A 13,310-nucleotide genomic window follows, 5' to 3' on the forward strand; every position below is an offset into this window, starting at 1 on the left:
CGCAGCGGCTGCCACTTCGACCGCAACGCCATCGCCAGGAGCTGGTCGATCGTGCCGACGCTATTCGGTATCGGCGGCGGGCTCGCCGTGGGCGCGGCCGGGGTCGCCGGCGCCGTCGTCGCGGGCCGGGGCCGTGACCTCCCGGTGATCACCCGCGGCGATCTCGCGGGGAACACGGAGCTGCTCAAACGCATCCGGAAGACCTGGCAGGAGATGGCCGGCCCGGGCGACGCGCGGATCCTCTGGGCCGGGTCCACCCCGGCCGGCCCCGTGGCGCTCGTCGCCCAGGAGATGCAGCCCTCGTTCGACGCGCTCGGCTTCGTCGACTCCGACGGCGACCAGCTCCGGACCACGGGCAGCAGCTTCCACGTCCCGTACGGCACGGTTCCGCCCGGCGCCATGCTGGCCGGGCCCGACCGGGACGTGCTCGTGGTGACCACCGCCGGGCGCCGCGTCGAGTTCTCACCCGGCTACCGCTTCGACGCGGCCGGCCACGTCCAGCGGACCTTCACCGAGCTGACCGCCGACGAGAACGACATGGTGGTCCACCGCTTCACCCCGTCCGACGGGGTGGTCCGGATCGCCCTCCGGGAGCCCGCGGGGGAGATCCCGCTGGCCAATCTGCACTCCGTGGTCGACACCGCCGCCGCCGACAACCAGATCCCCGAGCGGATCAACCGCGACCTGCCCGGCTGGGAGAGGGCGGGCCGGGCCACGGTCGACGGCTGGGACATCGTCACCATGCCCGCCTACGGCGACCCGTACGGCTACCACGTGTGGACCGGCCCCACGGAGTGGCACCTGCGCGCCGCCACCCCGGACGGCCGGCGCCTGGTCGTACAGACCGTCGCCCTGGACGGCACCGCCCGCGTCTTCTGGATGCACGGCCAGCCCACGCCGCACTATCTGGGCCTGCTGGAGGACGGCCTGTCCACCGAGACCCCGGCCGGTGTCACCGTCCTGCACGCCCGCCTGCCCGAGAAGCTCGGCGTGGCCGTGGCCGCGCTCGACTGCACGTTCCGCTACCGCACGCGAAGCGTCGACTGGCTGCCGGTCTCCGGTCCGGCCGCCCTGCTCCCCGACGCCGCCGCCGAGCTCGAGGTCAACCCCGCCCGGGGGCAGCGCGCCGTGGTCCCGCTGCCATGAGAAGCCGGTCAGCGGGGCGTGTCGCGGACCGCCTTCTCGGTGTCCGGGATGGGCTGCGGCGCCAGCTTGTCCAGCTCCTTGACGACATCGAGCACCGCCAGGGCCGACGTCTCGATGAGCGGGCGCAGCCGGGCGTAAAGCTCGGCGTTCTCCGGGTCGGGGACGGTCGGCTCGGCGATCGGGATGAGGGCGGCGGCGTGATCCAGATCGGGCAGCTCGCCGAGCGCGTGCCGGGCGAGCAGACAGGCCCCGAGCGCGGTGCCCTCCGGGGTGTCGGCGACCGAGACGGGCAGGTCCAGCGCGGCGGCCAGCACGCCGACCCACAGGTCGGAGGCGACGGCGCCGCCGGTGGCCCGGACCTCGGTGACCGGGATGCCCTCGGCGGTGAACGAGTCGCGGACCAGCGCCAGCTGCTGGCAGACGCCCTCCACGGCGGAGCGGACCAGATGCGCCCGGCCGTGCTCCCGGCGCAGCCCCAGGTAGGCGCCGCGCATCCCGGAACGCCACCAGGGCGCGCGCTCGCCCAGCAGGTACGGCAGGCAGAGCAGGCCGTCGCTGCCGGGGGCGACACCCTGAGCCTCGATGAGCAGGGCGGCGTCCCGCTCGTCGGCGTCCTCACCCTCGGCCCCGGGACGCTCGAAACCACCCGCGAAGCTCTCACCGGCCCAGCGCACCACCGAGCCGGCGTTGTTCACCGCGCCCCCGATCACCCAGCGGTCGTCGGTGAGCGCGTAACAGAACAGCCGGCCCGCCTTGTCGGCCGTGGGCCGGTCGACCACCGTGCGCAGCGCGCCGCTGGTGCCGAGCGAGATCGCCGCGACGCCGGCCGGCGTGGCCCCCACACCGAGGTTGGCCAGCGGGCCGTCGGCGGCGCCGATGATCAGCGGGGTGGCCGGGTCGAGACCGGCCGCCCGGGCCACCTCGGCCCGCAGGCGCAGTTGCCGGGTGGTGCTGACGACCTCGGCCAGCTGCGACGACCTCACCCCGGCGATCTCCAGGGCCTCCGCGTCCCACCGCCGCTCGTGGATGTCGTACAGGCCCGTGCCGGAGGCGACGGACAGATCCAGGAGGTACGGCTCGTCGGCCACCGCCGCCAGCACGAGCTCCTTCACCCCGCCCCACCGCGGCGTCTCCCGCAAGGTCGACGGGTCGTTCTCGCGCCACCAGGCCAGCTTGGTCAGCGGCGACATCGGGTGCACGGGCGTGCCCGTGCGGGCCTGAAGCTTCTTCCCGAGACCGGCTTCGATGATGTCGTCGCACTGCTTGCCGGCCCGCCCGTCGGCCCACGTGACGAGCGGCCCGAGCAGCTCCCCGGCGCCGTCCATCGGGACCAGCGCGTGCAGGAATGCGCTCAGACTGACCGCGACCACCCGGTCGCCCTGCTCGTGACAGGCCGCGGCCACGTCGACCAGCGCTTTCACCGCCGCGTCACGCAGCTGCCCCGGGTCGAGCTCGGCCCGCCCCGGCCCCGGCACGGAAAGCGGATAGTGAACGCTGACCAGCGCACGCAACTGCCCGTCGGGCCCGGCCGCCACCCCTTTCGTAGCGGTGGTCCCGGTATCAATCCCGATCACGACGTCCATGCGCAGCCTCCCAGTCGAGCGCCCTGCCCTGTCCCAACCTAGTGCCCACCCACCGCACTTCTCACGACTCAGACCCAGGACGCCGCGCCCCGTCCCGCCCCGCCCCGCCGCGACCCGCCCCGCCCTGCCGTGCCCTGCCGCGCCCCGCCCGCGCAGCGCCCTTCCGCGTCCCGCCCACACCGCGCCCCCTTTGCCGTGTCGCGCCCGGTCGCGCCGCACCGCGCTCCGCTCTGCCGTGTCGCACCGCATCGCATCGCATCGCATCGCACCGCATCGCATCGCATCGCATCGCATCGCACCGCATCGCGCCTCGCCTCGTCGCGCCCCGCCCGCGCAGCGCCCTTCCTCGTCCCGCCGGCACCGCGCCCCCTCTGCCGTGCCGCGCCCCGACCGCGCAGCCCTCCGCCGCGCTTCGTCTGCGTAGCGCCGTGCTCGCCAAACAGACCGACGAATGGACCGAAGGACGCCGCTACACGGTGGGCCTCGAGATCCTTCGCAGAGCCCGCCTCACACACACCCCTGACCGCCGGCCAGGACACCGAATCCGACCAACCCGTCGGAATCGCCACTTAGCATCAACCCACACGGATCAGCGATGGCCAGCTCCTACACCACGCCAGCGGACGTGACCCGCAGCGCCGTGCCGCGCGCTCGCGCGCCGCGCCCGCCCTGCCGGGCCGTGCCGCGCCCTCACCGCGCAGCGCCGCTCCGCGCCCTCACCGCGCAGCGCCGCTCCGCGCGCTCACCGCGCAGCGCCGTGCCGCACAGCGCTCTGTCGTGCCGCGGCCCGACCACGCCGTGCCCCGCCGTGCCCGCGCAGCCCCGCTCCGCGCCCACACTGCGCAGCGCCGTGCCGCACAGCGCTCTGCCATGCCGCGCCCCGACCGCGCCGTGCCCCGCCGTGCCGTGCCACGCCGCGCCACGCCGTGCCCGCTCCCCGCCGCGCCGCGCCGCCGCCCGTACCAAGACCTGCCTTCGACCGCGCCACCGAGGGGCGGCCGAAGGCGCCCGGTCCACTCGGCGGCCGCCTGCGCCGCCGCCCCCCGTTGCGAGCCGCCCCGTTGCCAGCCGCCCCCGTTGCCAGCCGCCCCGGCTGCGGGTGGCGCGGCGGGCGGGAGGTTGATCGGCGCGGAGCACCACGGGGGGAGCGGCTCCTGGGGCCGGCGTGGGCGGAGCGGTGGAAATCACCCCGCGTTGACGGGGTGGTCGGCGGTAGGAAAGAGTTGCGGGGAGCGGTTGCGGAGGAACCCGGTGCGAGTCCGGGGCGGTCCCGCCACTGTGACCGGGGAGCGATCCGTCGAGTAGCCACGGCCGGCCAGGCTGGAAGGCGTGCGGGGAGCGCTGATCCGGGAGTCAGGAGACTCCGGCCGCTCGTGTCACTCATCGTGTGGGCGTGGACACCCGCACAGAAGGGATCCGCGTGACGCCGTACCCGTTCCCGGCCGTTGTCGGCATGGCCGACCTTCGACTTGCGCTCCTGCTCACGGCCGTTTCGCCCGCTGTCGGCGGGGTGCTGGTCCGGGGGGAGAAGGGCACCGCCAAGAGCACCATCGTCCGGGCCCTGGCCGCGCTGCTGCCGGAGGTCGCCGTCGTGCGGGGATGCCGGTTCGCCTGCGATCCGGCCGCGCCGGACCCCGACTGCCCGGACGGGCCGCACGCGCTGGACAGCCCGAGCTTCCGCCGGCCGGCGTCGCTGGTCGAGCTGCCGGTCGGGGCGACCGAGGACCGCGTGGTGGGCACGCTGGACATTCAGCGGGCGCTGGCCGACGGGGTCAAGGCGTACGAGCCGGGGCTGCTGGCCGGCGCGCACCGTGGCGTCCTCTACGTCGACGAGGTCAACCTGCTCCCGGACCATCTGGTCGACCTGCTGCTGGACGCGGCCGCCATGGGCCGGGCCCACGTCGAGCGTGACGGTGTCTCGGTCAAGCACGCGGCCCGCTTCCTGCTGGTCGGCACCATGAACCCGGAGGAGGGCGAACCGCGCCCGCAGCTCGTCGACCGGTTCGGCCTGGTCGTGACGGTGGCCGCGCCGCGCGACGCGACCGACCGGGCCGAGGTGGTGCGGCGGCGCCTGGCCTACGAGGCGGACCCGGCGGGTTTCGCGGCCCGCTTCGCCGCCGAGGAGCGCGAGTTGGCGGCCCGGATCAGGACCGCGCGGGACCGGCTGTCCCATGTCGCCCTGCCCGACCCGGAGCTTGACCGGATCGCCCGGGTCTGCCTGGCCTACGGCGTCGACGGGATGCGCGCCGACATCGTGGTCGCCCGCTGCGCGGTCGCCCTGGCGGCTTGGCACGGCCGCGATGTGGTCACCGCCGATGACGTACGCGACGCCGCCCGCCTCGCCCTCCCGCACCGCCGCCGCCGCGACCCGCTCGACCCGCCCGGCACCGATGAGGAAAAGCTGGACGAGGCCCTGGCCGAGGCGGAGCGCCAGGAGCAGGAGCGGCTCGAGCAGGAGCGTCTGGAGCAGGAACGCGCCGAACAGGAGCGCGCCGAGGAGCAACGTCAGGCCGAGGAGCAGGACGGCGACGGCCCCGACCCCGACGACGACCCGCCACCGTCCGGCGGCGGCCCCGGCGACGGCGGTCCCGGCCCGGACGACCGCGGCCCCGCCCCCCAGCAGGACGGCGGCGGCTCCGCGCCCCCGCCGAACGGCAGCGCCCCGGCCCCGGGTACGCCGGCCGACGGCCCGCAGCAGAAGCAGGAAGCCGCCGCCCAGGCACCGGCCGCCACCGGCGCCGCCTTCCGCACCCGGAATCTCAGCATTGCCCGTCGTGGTGTGGGCGGCCATGCCGGGAAGCGCTCCCCGGCCTACGCGCGCCGGGGCCGGGTCGTCGGCTCCCGCGTCCCGCAGGGCAAGCTCGCCGGCGCCCCACATCTGCCGGCCACTCTCCGCGCCGCCCTCCACCGTCGCGCCGCCGATCAAGGAACCGGCCCCGCTGTGGACCTTGGCTCGCGCACGGAGGTCGACTCGGGTGTCGATCTCGGCGGGGCCAGGCGTGTGAGAAGCGATGGCGCTGGGATTCGGGAGGCGGCTGCGGCTGCTGCCGGAATCGGGCGCTTGGGGGGCACCGACAGCGCCCTGGTGAGTCGCTCGCGGGCTGTCGACCCCCGGGATTTGCGAGAGGCGGTCCACGTCGGGCGGGAGGCGAATCTTGTGCTGTTCGTCGTGGACGCGTCCGGGTCGATGGCGGCGCGCAAGCGGATGACCATCGTCAAGACGGCCGTGCTGTCGTTGCTGCGGGACGCCTACCAGCGGCGGGACCGGATCGGGATGATCACGTTCCGGGGGCATGAGGCCGAGCAGGTGCTGGCGCCGACCTCCAGCCATGAGGTGGGTGTCATGCGGCTGGCGAGCCTTCGGACCGGGGGGCGTACGCCGCTCGCCGCGGGGCTGCGTACGGCCGCCGCGACCATCGCCACCGAGCGCCGCCGCGACCCGCGCCGCCGGCCGCTGCTGATCGTCGTCACCGACGGCCGGGCCACCAGTGGGCCCGACCCGGTCTCGGTCGCGCCGCTGCTCGCCGGAGTCTCCACCGTGGTCGTCGACTGCGAGGCCGGCCCCATCCGGCTCAACCTCGCCGGCCGGCTGGCCACCGCCCTCGAGGCCGACCTGATGCCGCTCGACGCCCTCGAGGCGCGGGCCGCCACCCCGCAGCGCCGGGCCGCCTGATGCCGCGAATGACCTGGAACCTTCCAGGAGGCCGTGATCGTGGTTTCCGGATTCCGGGGACGTCCCGGGTGGGCGCGCAAGGCCGGGGCTTCGGAGCGCCGGTGGGGTCCGAGGTCGGCGCTGAAGGCCGGGTCGGTGTGCTCGTCGCGTACAGGAAGGGTCTCTGATGCCGCAGGGGAAAGTTGTCAGCGTGCCCCAGGACGGGCTTACGACGCGGCAGCGTCGGCGGCAGGCTGTGCTGGCGGTGCATACCGGGCACGGCAAGGGGAAGTCGACGGCGGCGTTCGGGATGGCGCTTCGGGCGTGGAGCGCGGGCTGGCCGGTCGGGGTCTTCCAGTTTGTGAAGTCGGAGAAGTGGCGGGTCGGGGAGGAATCGGCGCTCAAGGCGCTCGGCGCCACCGGGGGCGCGCCGGTGACCTGGCACAAGATGGGTGAGGGCTGGTCGTGGATCCAGCGGGCCGGCACCGAACGGGACCACGCGGCGGAGGCGGCCGAGGGGTGGGCGCAGATCAAGCGTGACCTGGCGGCCGAGACGCACAAGTTCTATGTGCTCGACGAGTTCACGTACCCCCTGAAGTGGGGTTGGGTCGACGTCGACGACGTCGTGGCGACGCTGGCCGAGCGGCCCGGCACCCAGCATGTGGTGATCACCGGCCGGGACGCGCCGCCGGCGCTGCTGGACGCGGCCGATCTGGTGACCGAGATGACGAAGATCAAGCACCCCATGGACGCGGGGCGCAAGGGACAGCAGGGCATCGAATGGTGAGCATCCCCCGGGTGGTGATCGGGGCGCCGGCCTCCGGGCACGGCAAGACGACGGTCGCGACCGGGCTGCTGGCGGCCTTCGCACGGCGTGGGGTGCCGGTGGCGCCGTTCAAGGTCGGGCCGGACTACATCGATCCCGGTTATCACGCGCTGGCGGCGGGGCGGCCGGGCCGCAACCTCGACCCGGTGCTGGTGGGGGAGGAGCGGATCGGCCCGCTGTTCGCCCACGGCAGCCAGGGGGCGTCGCTGGCGGTGGTCGAGGGCGTGATGGGGCTGTACGACGGCCGCACCGGCGCCGGCGAGACGGGCTCCACGGCGCAGGTCGCGGGGCTGCTCGAGGCGCCGGTCATCCTCGTCGTCGACGCGGCGGCCCAGGGGCGTTCGATCGCGGCGCTCGTGCACGGTTTCCGCAGCTTCGGCAACGTGCGGATCGCCGGGGTGATCCTCAACCGGGTCGGCTCCGACCGGCACGAGTCGATCCTGCGGGACGCCTGCGAGGAGGTCGGCACGCCGGTCCTGGGGGCGCTGCGGCGGGCCGACGCGGTGGCCGCGCCGTCGCGTCACCTGGGGCTGGTGCCGGCCGCGGAGCGCCGGGCCGAGGCCCGCGAGTCGGTGGAGGCGCTGGCCGCGCTGGTGGCCGCCTCGGTGGATCTCGACGAGGTGGCGGCGATCGCGGCCTCGGCCCCGCCGCTCGCGGTCGAGCCGTGGAGTCCGGCGTCGGCTTCGCCGTCCGCCCGGCGCCCGGTGGTGGCGCTGGCGGGTGGTCCGGCCTTCTCTTTCGCGTACGCGGAGACGAGCGAGTTGCTGACCGGGGCGGGCGCCGAGGTGGTGACCGTCGACCCGCTGCGCGACGAGAAGCTTCCCGAGGGGGCGCGGGCTCTGGTCGTCGGCGGCGGGTTCCCCGAGGTGTACGCGGCGGAGCTGTCGGCCAACGAGCCTTTGAGGGCGTCCGTACGGGCGCTGGCCGCGGCCGGCGATCCGATCGTGGCCGAGTGCGCGGGTCTGCTGTGGCTGTGCCGCTCGCTCGACGGGGCCGAGATGTGCGGGGTGATCGACGCCGAGGCCGCGATGACGCCGTCGCTCACGCTGGGCTACCGCGACGCGGTGGCGCTGGCCGACAGTCCGCTCGCGCCGGCGGGCACCCGGGTGACCGGGCACGAGTTCCACCGCACGGCCGTGCACCCGCGGTCGGGCCTGCTGCTCTCGCCGGCCGGGGGCGCGGCCTGGCAGTGGCGGGGCGCCGACCCCGAGGGCTTCGCCACGCCGTCGGTGCACGCGTCCTACCTGCACCTGCACTGGGCCGGCAACCCGGGGATCGCCGAACGTGTCGTCGGCGCCATCGGCTGACCTGGTGGTCGGTCTCGGCGCCCGCCGCGGCGCCGATGCGGCCGACCTCCGAGCGGCCGTCGACCAGGTGCTGGCCGCGGCCGGAGTGACGCCGGCCGCGGTCGGCGTGCTGGCCACCGTCGATCGCCGGGCGGGCGATCCGGGCGTACGGCTGCTGGCCCTTGACCTGGGTTGGCGGCTGACGGCCGTGCCGGCGGAGGTGCTCGCGGCGCAGCCGGTCCCGCACCCGAGCCCGGCGGTGGCGGCGATGGCCGGCACGCCGAGCGTGGCCGAGGCCGCCGCCCTGCACGTGGCCGGACCCGGCGGCATCCTGCTCGTCCCCAAGACGATCTGCCGGTCGGTCACGGTCGCGGTCGTCCGGGTGCGTTCCGGATGACACCCGGCCGATGCTTACAACGCGGTTCCCGCGGGTAACAAAAGGGGCCACCGCATCTTGAGGAGGCACCACATGCCCACGCTGGTCCAGCGCGTCAGCACGTTCCTGCAGAGCCCGCAGGGCCGCCGGCTGGTCGACCAGGGCCGCCGCCAGCTGGCCAAGCCGGAGAACCAGCGCCGCCTGCGCGGCCTGTTCACCCGTCTGCAGAACCGCCGCCGCTACTGATCTTCGCCGCGATCGGCTCCAGGCCCGCGATGAGTTCGTCGAGCTCGGCCGGGCGGAGCACGTCGTAGGCCGGGGCGGCCAGCCGGTCGGTGAGGTCCTCGATGCGCTGCCTGGTGTCGCGGCCGGCTTCGGTGAAGTCGCCGGCCGCGTCGACCAGGCCGCGGTCGCGCGGACCGTCCAGGACAGCGTCGAGCTTTTGTTTCGGCAGGTGATGCAGACGGCCGAATTCGTGCGCCTTCAAGCCGAGGGTGAGCGCGAGCAGCACGTGGGCCTCGGTGCCGCCGACGCCGTGGGCGACCAGGGCGGCGTTGTGGCCGTCGCCGCGGTGCTCGCGCAGCAGCGTCGCCGCGTGCCAGAGCCGGGCCACCGGTTCCTCGGGTACGGCGAGCGCGCGCAGGCCCGCGTACAGCACCCGGCCCTCTGCCGGCGCGCTCAGCGCCGCCCGCGTGGCGAGGTCGGCCAGGCGGATCAGAATGGGGGAGCCGGCGAGTTTCCCGATCCTCTGCCGCAGCGCGGTGGCGCTGCCCCGCTCGCGGACGGCGATCGCCTCCTGCGGGGTGATTTTGCCCCAGACCCACGGGATGTGGCGGGCCACCTCGCCGTCGGCGAAGTTGTAGAAGACGGCGTGGACCACCTCGGGCGGGGCGAGGCCCAGCGGCGCGGCGCGGCCGGCGAAGTAGCCGTCCCAGTAGTTGCGCATGCCGAGGGCCAGGAAGGCCTCGTTCGGCACCTCGGAAAAGGTGATCGTTCCGATCGGCTCGACGAGCTCGGACATCCGGTGGATCTAAGCCTGGGGATGCGGCATCGCTCGATATCTCCCTGTCGTCGGCGGCGACCTCGTGGCAGCCTTCCCACCTGGCTACGAAGGGCGCCGCCCGAATACGACAACCCGCGGGGGTGGAGATATGGATGATCGGCTGCGTACGGCGGTCGACGCCAGTGTCGGCTGGTACGAGGACCTGTGCACATTGCACGGGGTCGGCTCGGTCCTGACCGACGGGCTGTGGAGCGCGCTGGAGCCTCCGCCGCCGCTGCACTCCGATGCGGTGGTGGTCGAGCCCGAGGTGACCGCTTCACAGGTGGCGGCCCGGCTCGAGGCCCGGGAACACTGTGGAGTCAAGGACAGCTTCGCGACCATGGACCTGACCGGCGCGGGCCTGTCGGTTCTGTTCGAGGCCACCTGGATGTACCGGGAAGCCGGTGTGGAAAGCCCGACCGTGCCAAGTGGGTGGCGGGTCGTCACCGAGGCGGCCGAGCTGGCCGACTGGACCGGCCGGCACGACACCAGCGAGGTGCTGCTGCCGCCCCTGCTGCGACGGGCACACTTCCGGATCCTGGCCCGATATGTCGACGGTCAGATCACGGGCGGGGCGGTCGCGCGGCTCGGCAGCGGCGCCGTCGATGTATCGAACGTGTGGGCCGTGGACTGGACGGAGCTGGTCGGGGCGGTCAGCGGGCTCTTCCCGGGACGTCCGCTGGTGGGTTACGAGCGCGGCGAGGCGCTCGCGTCGGCGTTGGACGCCGGCTTCGTCCCGTTGCACGGCCTGCGGGTCTGGGTCCGCTAGGTCGAGCCACCGATGAGTTTCCGCCGCCGTGTCGGTCTGCACCGGTGACCGAACCGGGGAGGGGAACTGACATGGACAGGCGCACTTTGTTGGGTGGGGCAGCGGCGGCGATGGTGGGGGCCGTGCCCGGTGGCGCGGGCAAGAGCGGACTGGCTCGCCTTCGTGAGGCGATGGCGGCTCGAGTCGCGCGGGGTGAGCTGGTCGGCATCGTGTATCTCGTGGCGCAGCGCGGGCGGGTGCACGTCGACACGGCCGGGACGCTGACGCTGGGTGGGAGCGAGCCGATGCGGCGGGGGACGCCGTTCCGGATGGCGTCGCTGACCAAGCCGATCATTGCGGCGGCGGCGATGATGCTGGTCGAGGACGGGCGGCTGCGGCTGGACGAGCCGGTCGACCGGCTGCTGCCCGAGCTGGCCGGGCGCCGGGTGCTCAGGCGGATCGACGGGCCGCTGGGCGAGACGGCGCCGGCGGTCCGGCCGATCACGGTCGAGGACCTGCTGACCTTCCGGATGGGGCACGGGATCATCTTCGAGCCCAGCTTCCAGCCGCCCTACCCGATCATCACCGCCGCGGCCGGCCTGGAGTTGGCGTTGGATCAGCCGGATCCGCGGACGCCGCTGCGGCCGGACGAGTGGATGCGGCGGTTCGCGACTCTGCCGTTGATGTATCAGCCGGGGGAGCGCTGGCAGTACAACACCGCCGCCCTGATCCTGGGCGTGCTGGTCAGCCGGGCCGCCGGCGCACCGCTCGAGGATTTTCTCCGTCGGCGCTTGTTCCGGCCGCTGGGCATGCGGACCACCGGCTTCTCGCTGCGGCCGGCCGACGCGGCGCGGCTGCCGGGGCTGTACGCGGCGGACCCGGCGACGGGCCAGTTGCAGTTGCAGCCCGGCTCGCGGCCCGAGGAGTGGACGCGGCCGCCCGCCTTCCCCTCCGGGGCGGCGGGGCTGGCCTCCACGATCGACGACTATCTGGCGTTCAGCCGGTTCCTGCTCAGCGGGGGCGTTCACCACGGGCGGCGTCTGCTGTCGGCCCGGTCCGTACGGCTGATGACCACCAACCACCTCACGCCGCAGCAGCTGGCCGGCGCCGGGCCGTTCCCGCTCACCGGGCGCGGCTGGGGCTACGGCATGGCCGTCAGCGTGACGCCGGACGACGTGTCGGCGCCCGGTCGCTACGGCTGGGAGGGCGGCTACGGCACCACCTGGTTCAACGACCCGCATCGGGACCTGACCGCGATCGCCCTCACCCAGACCGTCGACTTCCTGTTCAACGGCGCCGCCGACGAGTTCCAGCGCCTGGCCTCGGCCGCCGCGGGGCCGCTGCGGTAAAGCCGCGGGGCCGCTGCGGTAAGTTTCCCCGGTGGCTCAGACACTGCACGTGGGGTGCGCGCAATGGACGCACAAAGCGTGGGAGGCGGCCGGGCCCGACAAGCTCAGGGCGTACGCCGAGCGGTGCAACGCGGTGGAGGGCAACACGACCTTCTACGCGACGCCGAGCCGGGAGACCGTCGAGAGCTGGGCCCGGCAGACCGGCGAGGACTTCCGGTTCGTGCTCAAGCTGCCCAAGCCAGTGACGCACGAGCACCGGCTGACCGGCGGCGACGAGGACCTTCGGCGGTTCCTGCACGCGATCGAGCCGCTCGGGAAGCGGGTGCACGCGCTCTGGGTGCAGCTACCGGGGTCGTTCGGGCCGGGCGACCTGGAGGTGCTCGCGGCTTTTCTGCGGCGGCTGCCGGCGGACTACAAATATGCCGTCGAGGTCCGGGACGCGGCCTTCTTCGAGGATCCGCGGGCGCTCGAGAGCGTGCTGCGGGCAGCGGACGCCGAGTGGGTGCCGTTCGACACGACGGTGATGTTCGCCGGCCCGCCGACCAGTGACATGGAGCGGGACGCGTGGACGAAGAAGCCGCGGATGCCGTTGCGGACGGCGGCGATCACCGCCCGGCCGATCGTGCGGTATCTCGGGCGCGATGACACGGCCCGTACGGTCGAGGGCTGGCAGAAGTGGGTGCAGGTCGTCTCGGGGTGGCTGAAGGAGGGGCGATCGCCGACCGTCTTCGTGCACACGCCGGACAACGTGGCGGCGCCGGCGTTGGCGCGGCGGTTCCACGAGGAGGTGCGGGCGCGGACGCCGGGGCTGGCCCCGCTGCCCGAACCCGTACCGACGACCTTGTTCTAGGTGTTGTCCTCCTCGTAGCGGGCGCCCCCGTGCGACTCCGACGTCAGCGGGCGGGCGCCGCCCTCGGGCGGGCCGGCCTCGGACTGGACGCCGGCCGCCAGCTCGGGGAACTTGGCGTCGAAGGCGGGGCGCTCGGAGCGGATCCGGGGCATCCGGTCGAAGTTGCGCAGCGGCGGCGGCGAGGACGTGGCCCACTCGAGTGAGTTGCCGTGGCCCCACGGGTCGTCCACCGTGACGAGCTGGCCGACCTTGTAGGACTTCCAGCAGTTGTAGATGAACGGCAGCGTCGACAGGCCGAGCACGAACGAGCTGATGGTGCTGAACGTGTTGAGGAACGTGAAGCCGTCGCTGGGCAGGTAGTCCGCGTACCGCCGGGGCATGCCCTCGGTGCCCAGCCAGTGCTGCACCAGGAACGTGCCGTGGAAGCCCAGGAAGGTCAGCCAGAAGTGGAC

General features: G+C 74.2%; 12 protein-coding genes, 1 pseudogene and 1 riboswitch. Of the genes and pseudogenes, 10 read left to right on the plus strand and 3 right to left on the minus strand.

Annotated features, from left to right (window positions below; all coding sequences use genetic code 11):
• On the plus strand, positions 1–1,146 hold a 1,146-nt coding region (locus AB0J66_RS49455; RefSeq protein ID WP_364676445.1), incomplete at its 5' end, for a hypothetical protein.
• Between the two features lie 8 nt (positions 1,147–1,154).
• Here the strand turns inward: AB0J66_RS49455 and AB0J66_RS49460 are convergent.
• Positions 1,155–2,729, minus strand: a complete 1,575-nt coding sequence (locus tag AB0J66_RS49460; RefSeq protein ID WP_364676447.1) for a gluconokinase — start codon at positions 2,727–2,729, stop codon at positions 1,155–1,157.
• Between the two features lie 404 nt (positions 2,730–3,133).
• Between AB0J66_RS49460 and AB0J66_RS49465 the strand changes: the two are divergent.
• The 6 genes and pseudogenes from AB0J66_RS49465 to AB0J66_RS49490 form a co-directional block, all read left to right on the plus strand.
• Positions 3,134–3,358, plus strand: a pseudogene (locus tag AB0J66_RS49465) (hypothetical protein); the annotation flags it as partial.
• A gap of 612 nt (positions 3,359–3,970) precedes the next feature.
• Positions 3,971–4,093, plus strand: a riboswitch (cobalamin riboswitch).
• An 89-nt stretch (positions 4,094–4,182) separates the two neighbouring features.
• Entirely contained in the window at positions 4,183–6,402 is a 2,220-nt protein-coding gene (locus AB0J66_RS49470) for a VWA domain-containing protein (protein WP_364676472.1), read from the plus strand.
• A 166-nt stretch (positions 6,403–6,568) separates the two neighbouring features.
• A complete protein-coding gene (cobO, locus tag AB0J66_RS49475) occupies positions 6,569–7,168 on the plus strand; it encodes a cob(I)yrinic acid a,c-diamide adenosyltransferase (RefSeq protein WP_364676450.1) in 600 nt (199 codons plus the stop codon).
• On the plus strand, positions 7,162–8,514 hold the full coding sequence (locus AB0J66_RS49480) for a cobyrinate a,c-diamide synthase (RefSeq protein ID WP_364676453.1): 1,353 nt from the start codon (positions 7,162–7,164) through the stop codon (positions 8,512–8,514). Before cobO ends, AB0J66_RS49480 begins: the two co-directional genes overlap by 7 nt.
• The gene (locus tag AB0J66_RS49485) at positions 8,492–8,890 is read left to right on the plus strand and encodes a cobalamin biosynthesis protein (RefSeq protein ID WP_364676456.1); all 399 of its coding nucleotides are present in this window, start codon (positions 8,492–8,494) and stop codon (positions 8,888–8,890) included. The genes AB0J66_RS49480 and AB0J66_RS49485 overlap by 23 nt, the downstream gene beginning before the upstream one ends.
• A gap of 72 nt (positions 8,891–8,962) precedes the next feature.
• Entirely contained in the window at positions 8,963–9,115 is a 153-nt protein-coding gene (locus AB0J66_RS49490) for a hypothetical protein (protein ID WP_364676459.1), read from the plus strand.
• On the opposite strand, the gene AB0J66_RS49495 is transcribed toward AB0J66_RS49490, so the two are convergent.
• Entirely contained in the window at positions 9,084–9,890 is an 807-nt protein-coding gene (locus AB0J66_RS49495) for a MarR family transcriptional regulator (protein WP_364676461.1), read from the minus strand. The genes AB0J66_RS49490 and AB0J66_RS49495 overlap by 32 nt on opposite strands.
• Before the next feature lie 130 nt (positions 9,891–10,020).
• Between AB0J66_RS49495 and AB0J66_RS49500 the strand changes: the two genes are divergently transcribed.
• The 3 genes from AB0J66_RS49500 to AB0J66_RS49510 all read left to right on the plus strand — a co-directional run bounded on the left by AB0J66_RS49500 (position 10,021) and on the right by AB0J66_RS49510 (position 12,858).
• Positions 10,021–10,680, plus strand: coding sequence for a hypothetical protein (locus tag AB0J66_RS49500; RefSeq protein ID WP_364676464.1), 660 nt, complete (start codon positions 10,021–10,023; stop codon positions 10,678–10,680).
• Positions 10,681–10,751: 71 nt separating this feature from the next.
• Positions 10,752–12,008 (plus strand): serine hydrolase domain-containing protein, encoded by a 1,257-nt coding sequence (locus AB0J66_RS49505; protein ID WP_364676466.1) that lies wholly within the window; start codon positions 10,752–10,754, stop codon positions 12,006–12,008.
• A 43-nt stretch (positions 12,009–12,051) separates the two neighbouring features.
• Complete coding sequence (locus AB0J66_RS49510) at positions 12,052–12,858, plus strand: DUF72 domain-containing protein (protein ID WP_364676475.1); 807 nt, start codon at positions 12,052–12,054, stop codon at positions 12,856–12,858.
• Here AB0J66_RS49510 and AB0J66_RS49515 read toward each other — a convergent pair.
• The coding region (locus tag AB0J66_RS49515) for a cbb3-type cytochrome c oxidase subunit I (protein WP_364676469.1) at positions 12,855–13,310 on the minus strand (456 nt) is incomplete at its 5' end. The two genes, AB0J66_RS49510 and AB0J66_RS49515, sit on opposite strands and share 4 nt — an antisense overlap.

The sequence above is a fragment of the Actinoplanes sp. NPDC049598 genome (genome assembly GCF_040675435.1).
Classification (GTDB): domain Bacteria; phylum Actinomycetota; class Actinomycetes; order Mycobacteriales; family Micromonosporaceae; genus Actinoplanes.

Excerpts from the sequence above, each read along its gene's own strand:
- AB0J66_RS49460 (WP_364676447.1), bottom strand. The coding sequence starts at position 2,729 with ATGGACGTCGTGATCGGGATTGATACCGGGACCACCGCTACGAAAGGG.
- AB0J66_RS49470 (WP_364676472.1), top strand. The coding sequence starts at position 4,183 with ATGGCCGACCTTCGACTTGCGCTCCTGCTCACGGCCGTTTCGCCCGCT.
- cobO (WP_364676450.1), top strand. The coding sequence starts at position 6,569 with ATGCCGCAGGGGAAAGTTGTCAGCGTGCCCCAGGACGGGCTTACGACG.
- AB0J66_RS49480 (WP_364676453.1), top strand. The coding sequence starts at position 7,162 with ATGGTGAGCATCCCCCGGGTGGTGATCGGGGCGCCGGCCTCCGGGCAC.
- AB0J66_RS49490 (WP_364676459.1), top strand. The coding sequence starts at position 8,963 with ATGCCCACGCTGGTCCAGCGCGTCAGCACGTTCCTGCAGAGCCCGCAG.
- AB0J66_RS49495 (WP_364676461.1), bottom strand. The coding sequence starts at position 9,890 with ATGTCCGAGCTCGTCGAGCCGATCGGAACGATCACCTTTTCCGAGGTG.
- AB0J66_RS49500 (WP_364676464.1), top strand. The coding sequence starts at position 10,021 with ATGGATGATCGGCTGCGTACGGCGGTCGACGCCAGTGTCGGCTGGTAC.
- AB0J66_RS49505 (WP_364676466.1), top strand. The coding sequence starts at position 10,752 with ATGGACAGGCGCACTTTGTTGGGTGGGGCAGCGGCGGCGATGGTGGGG.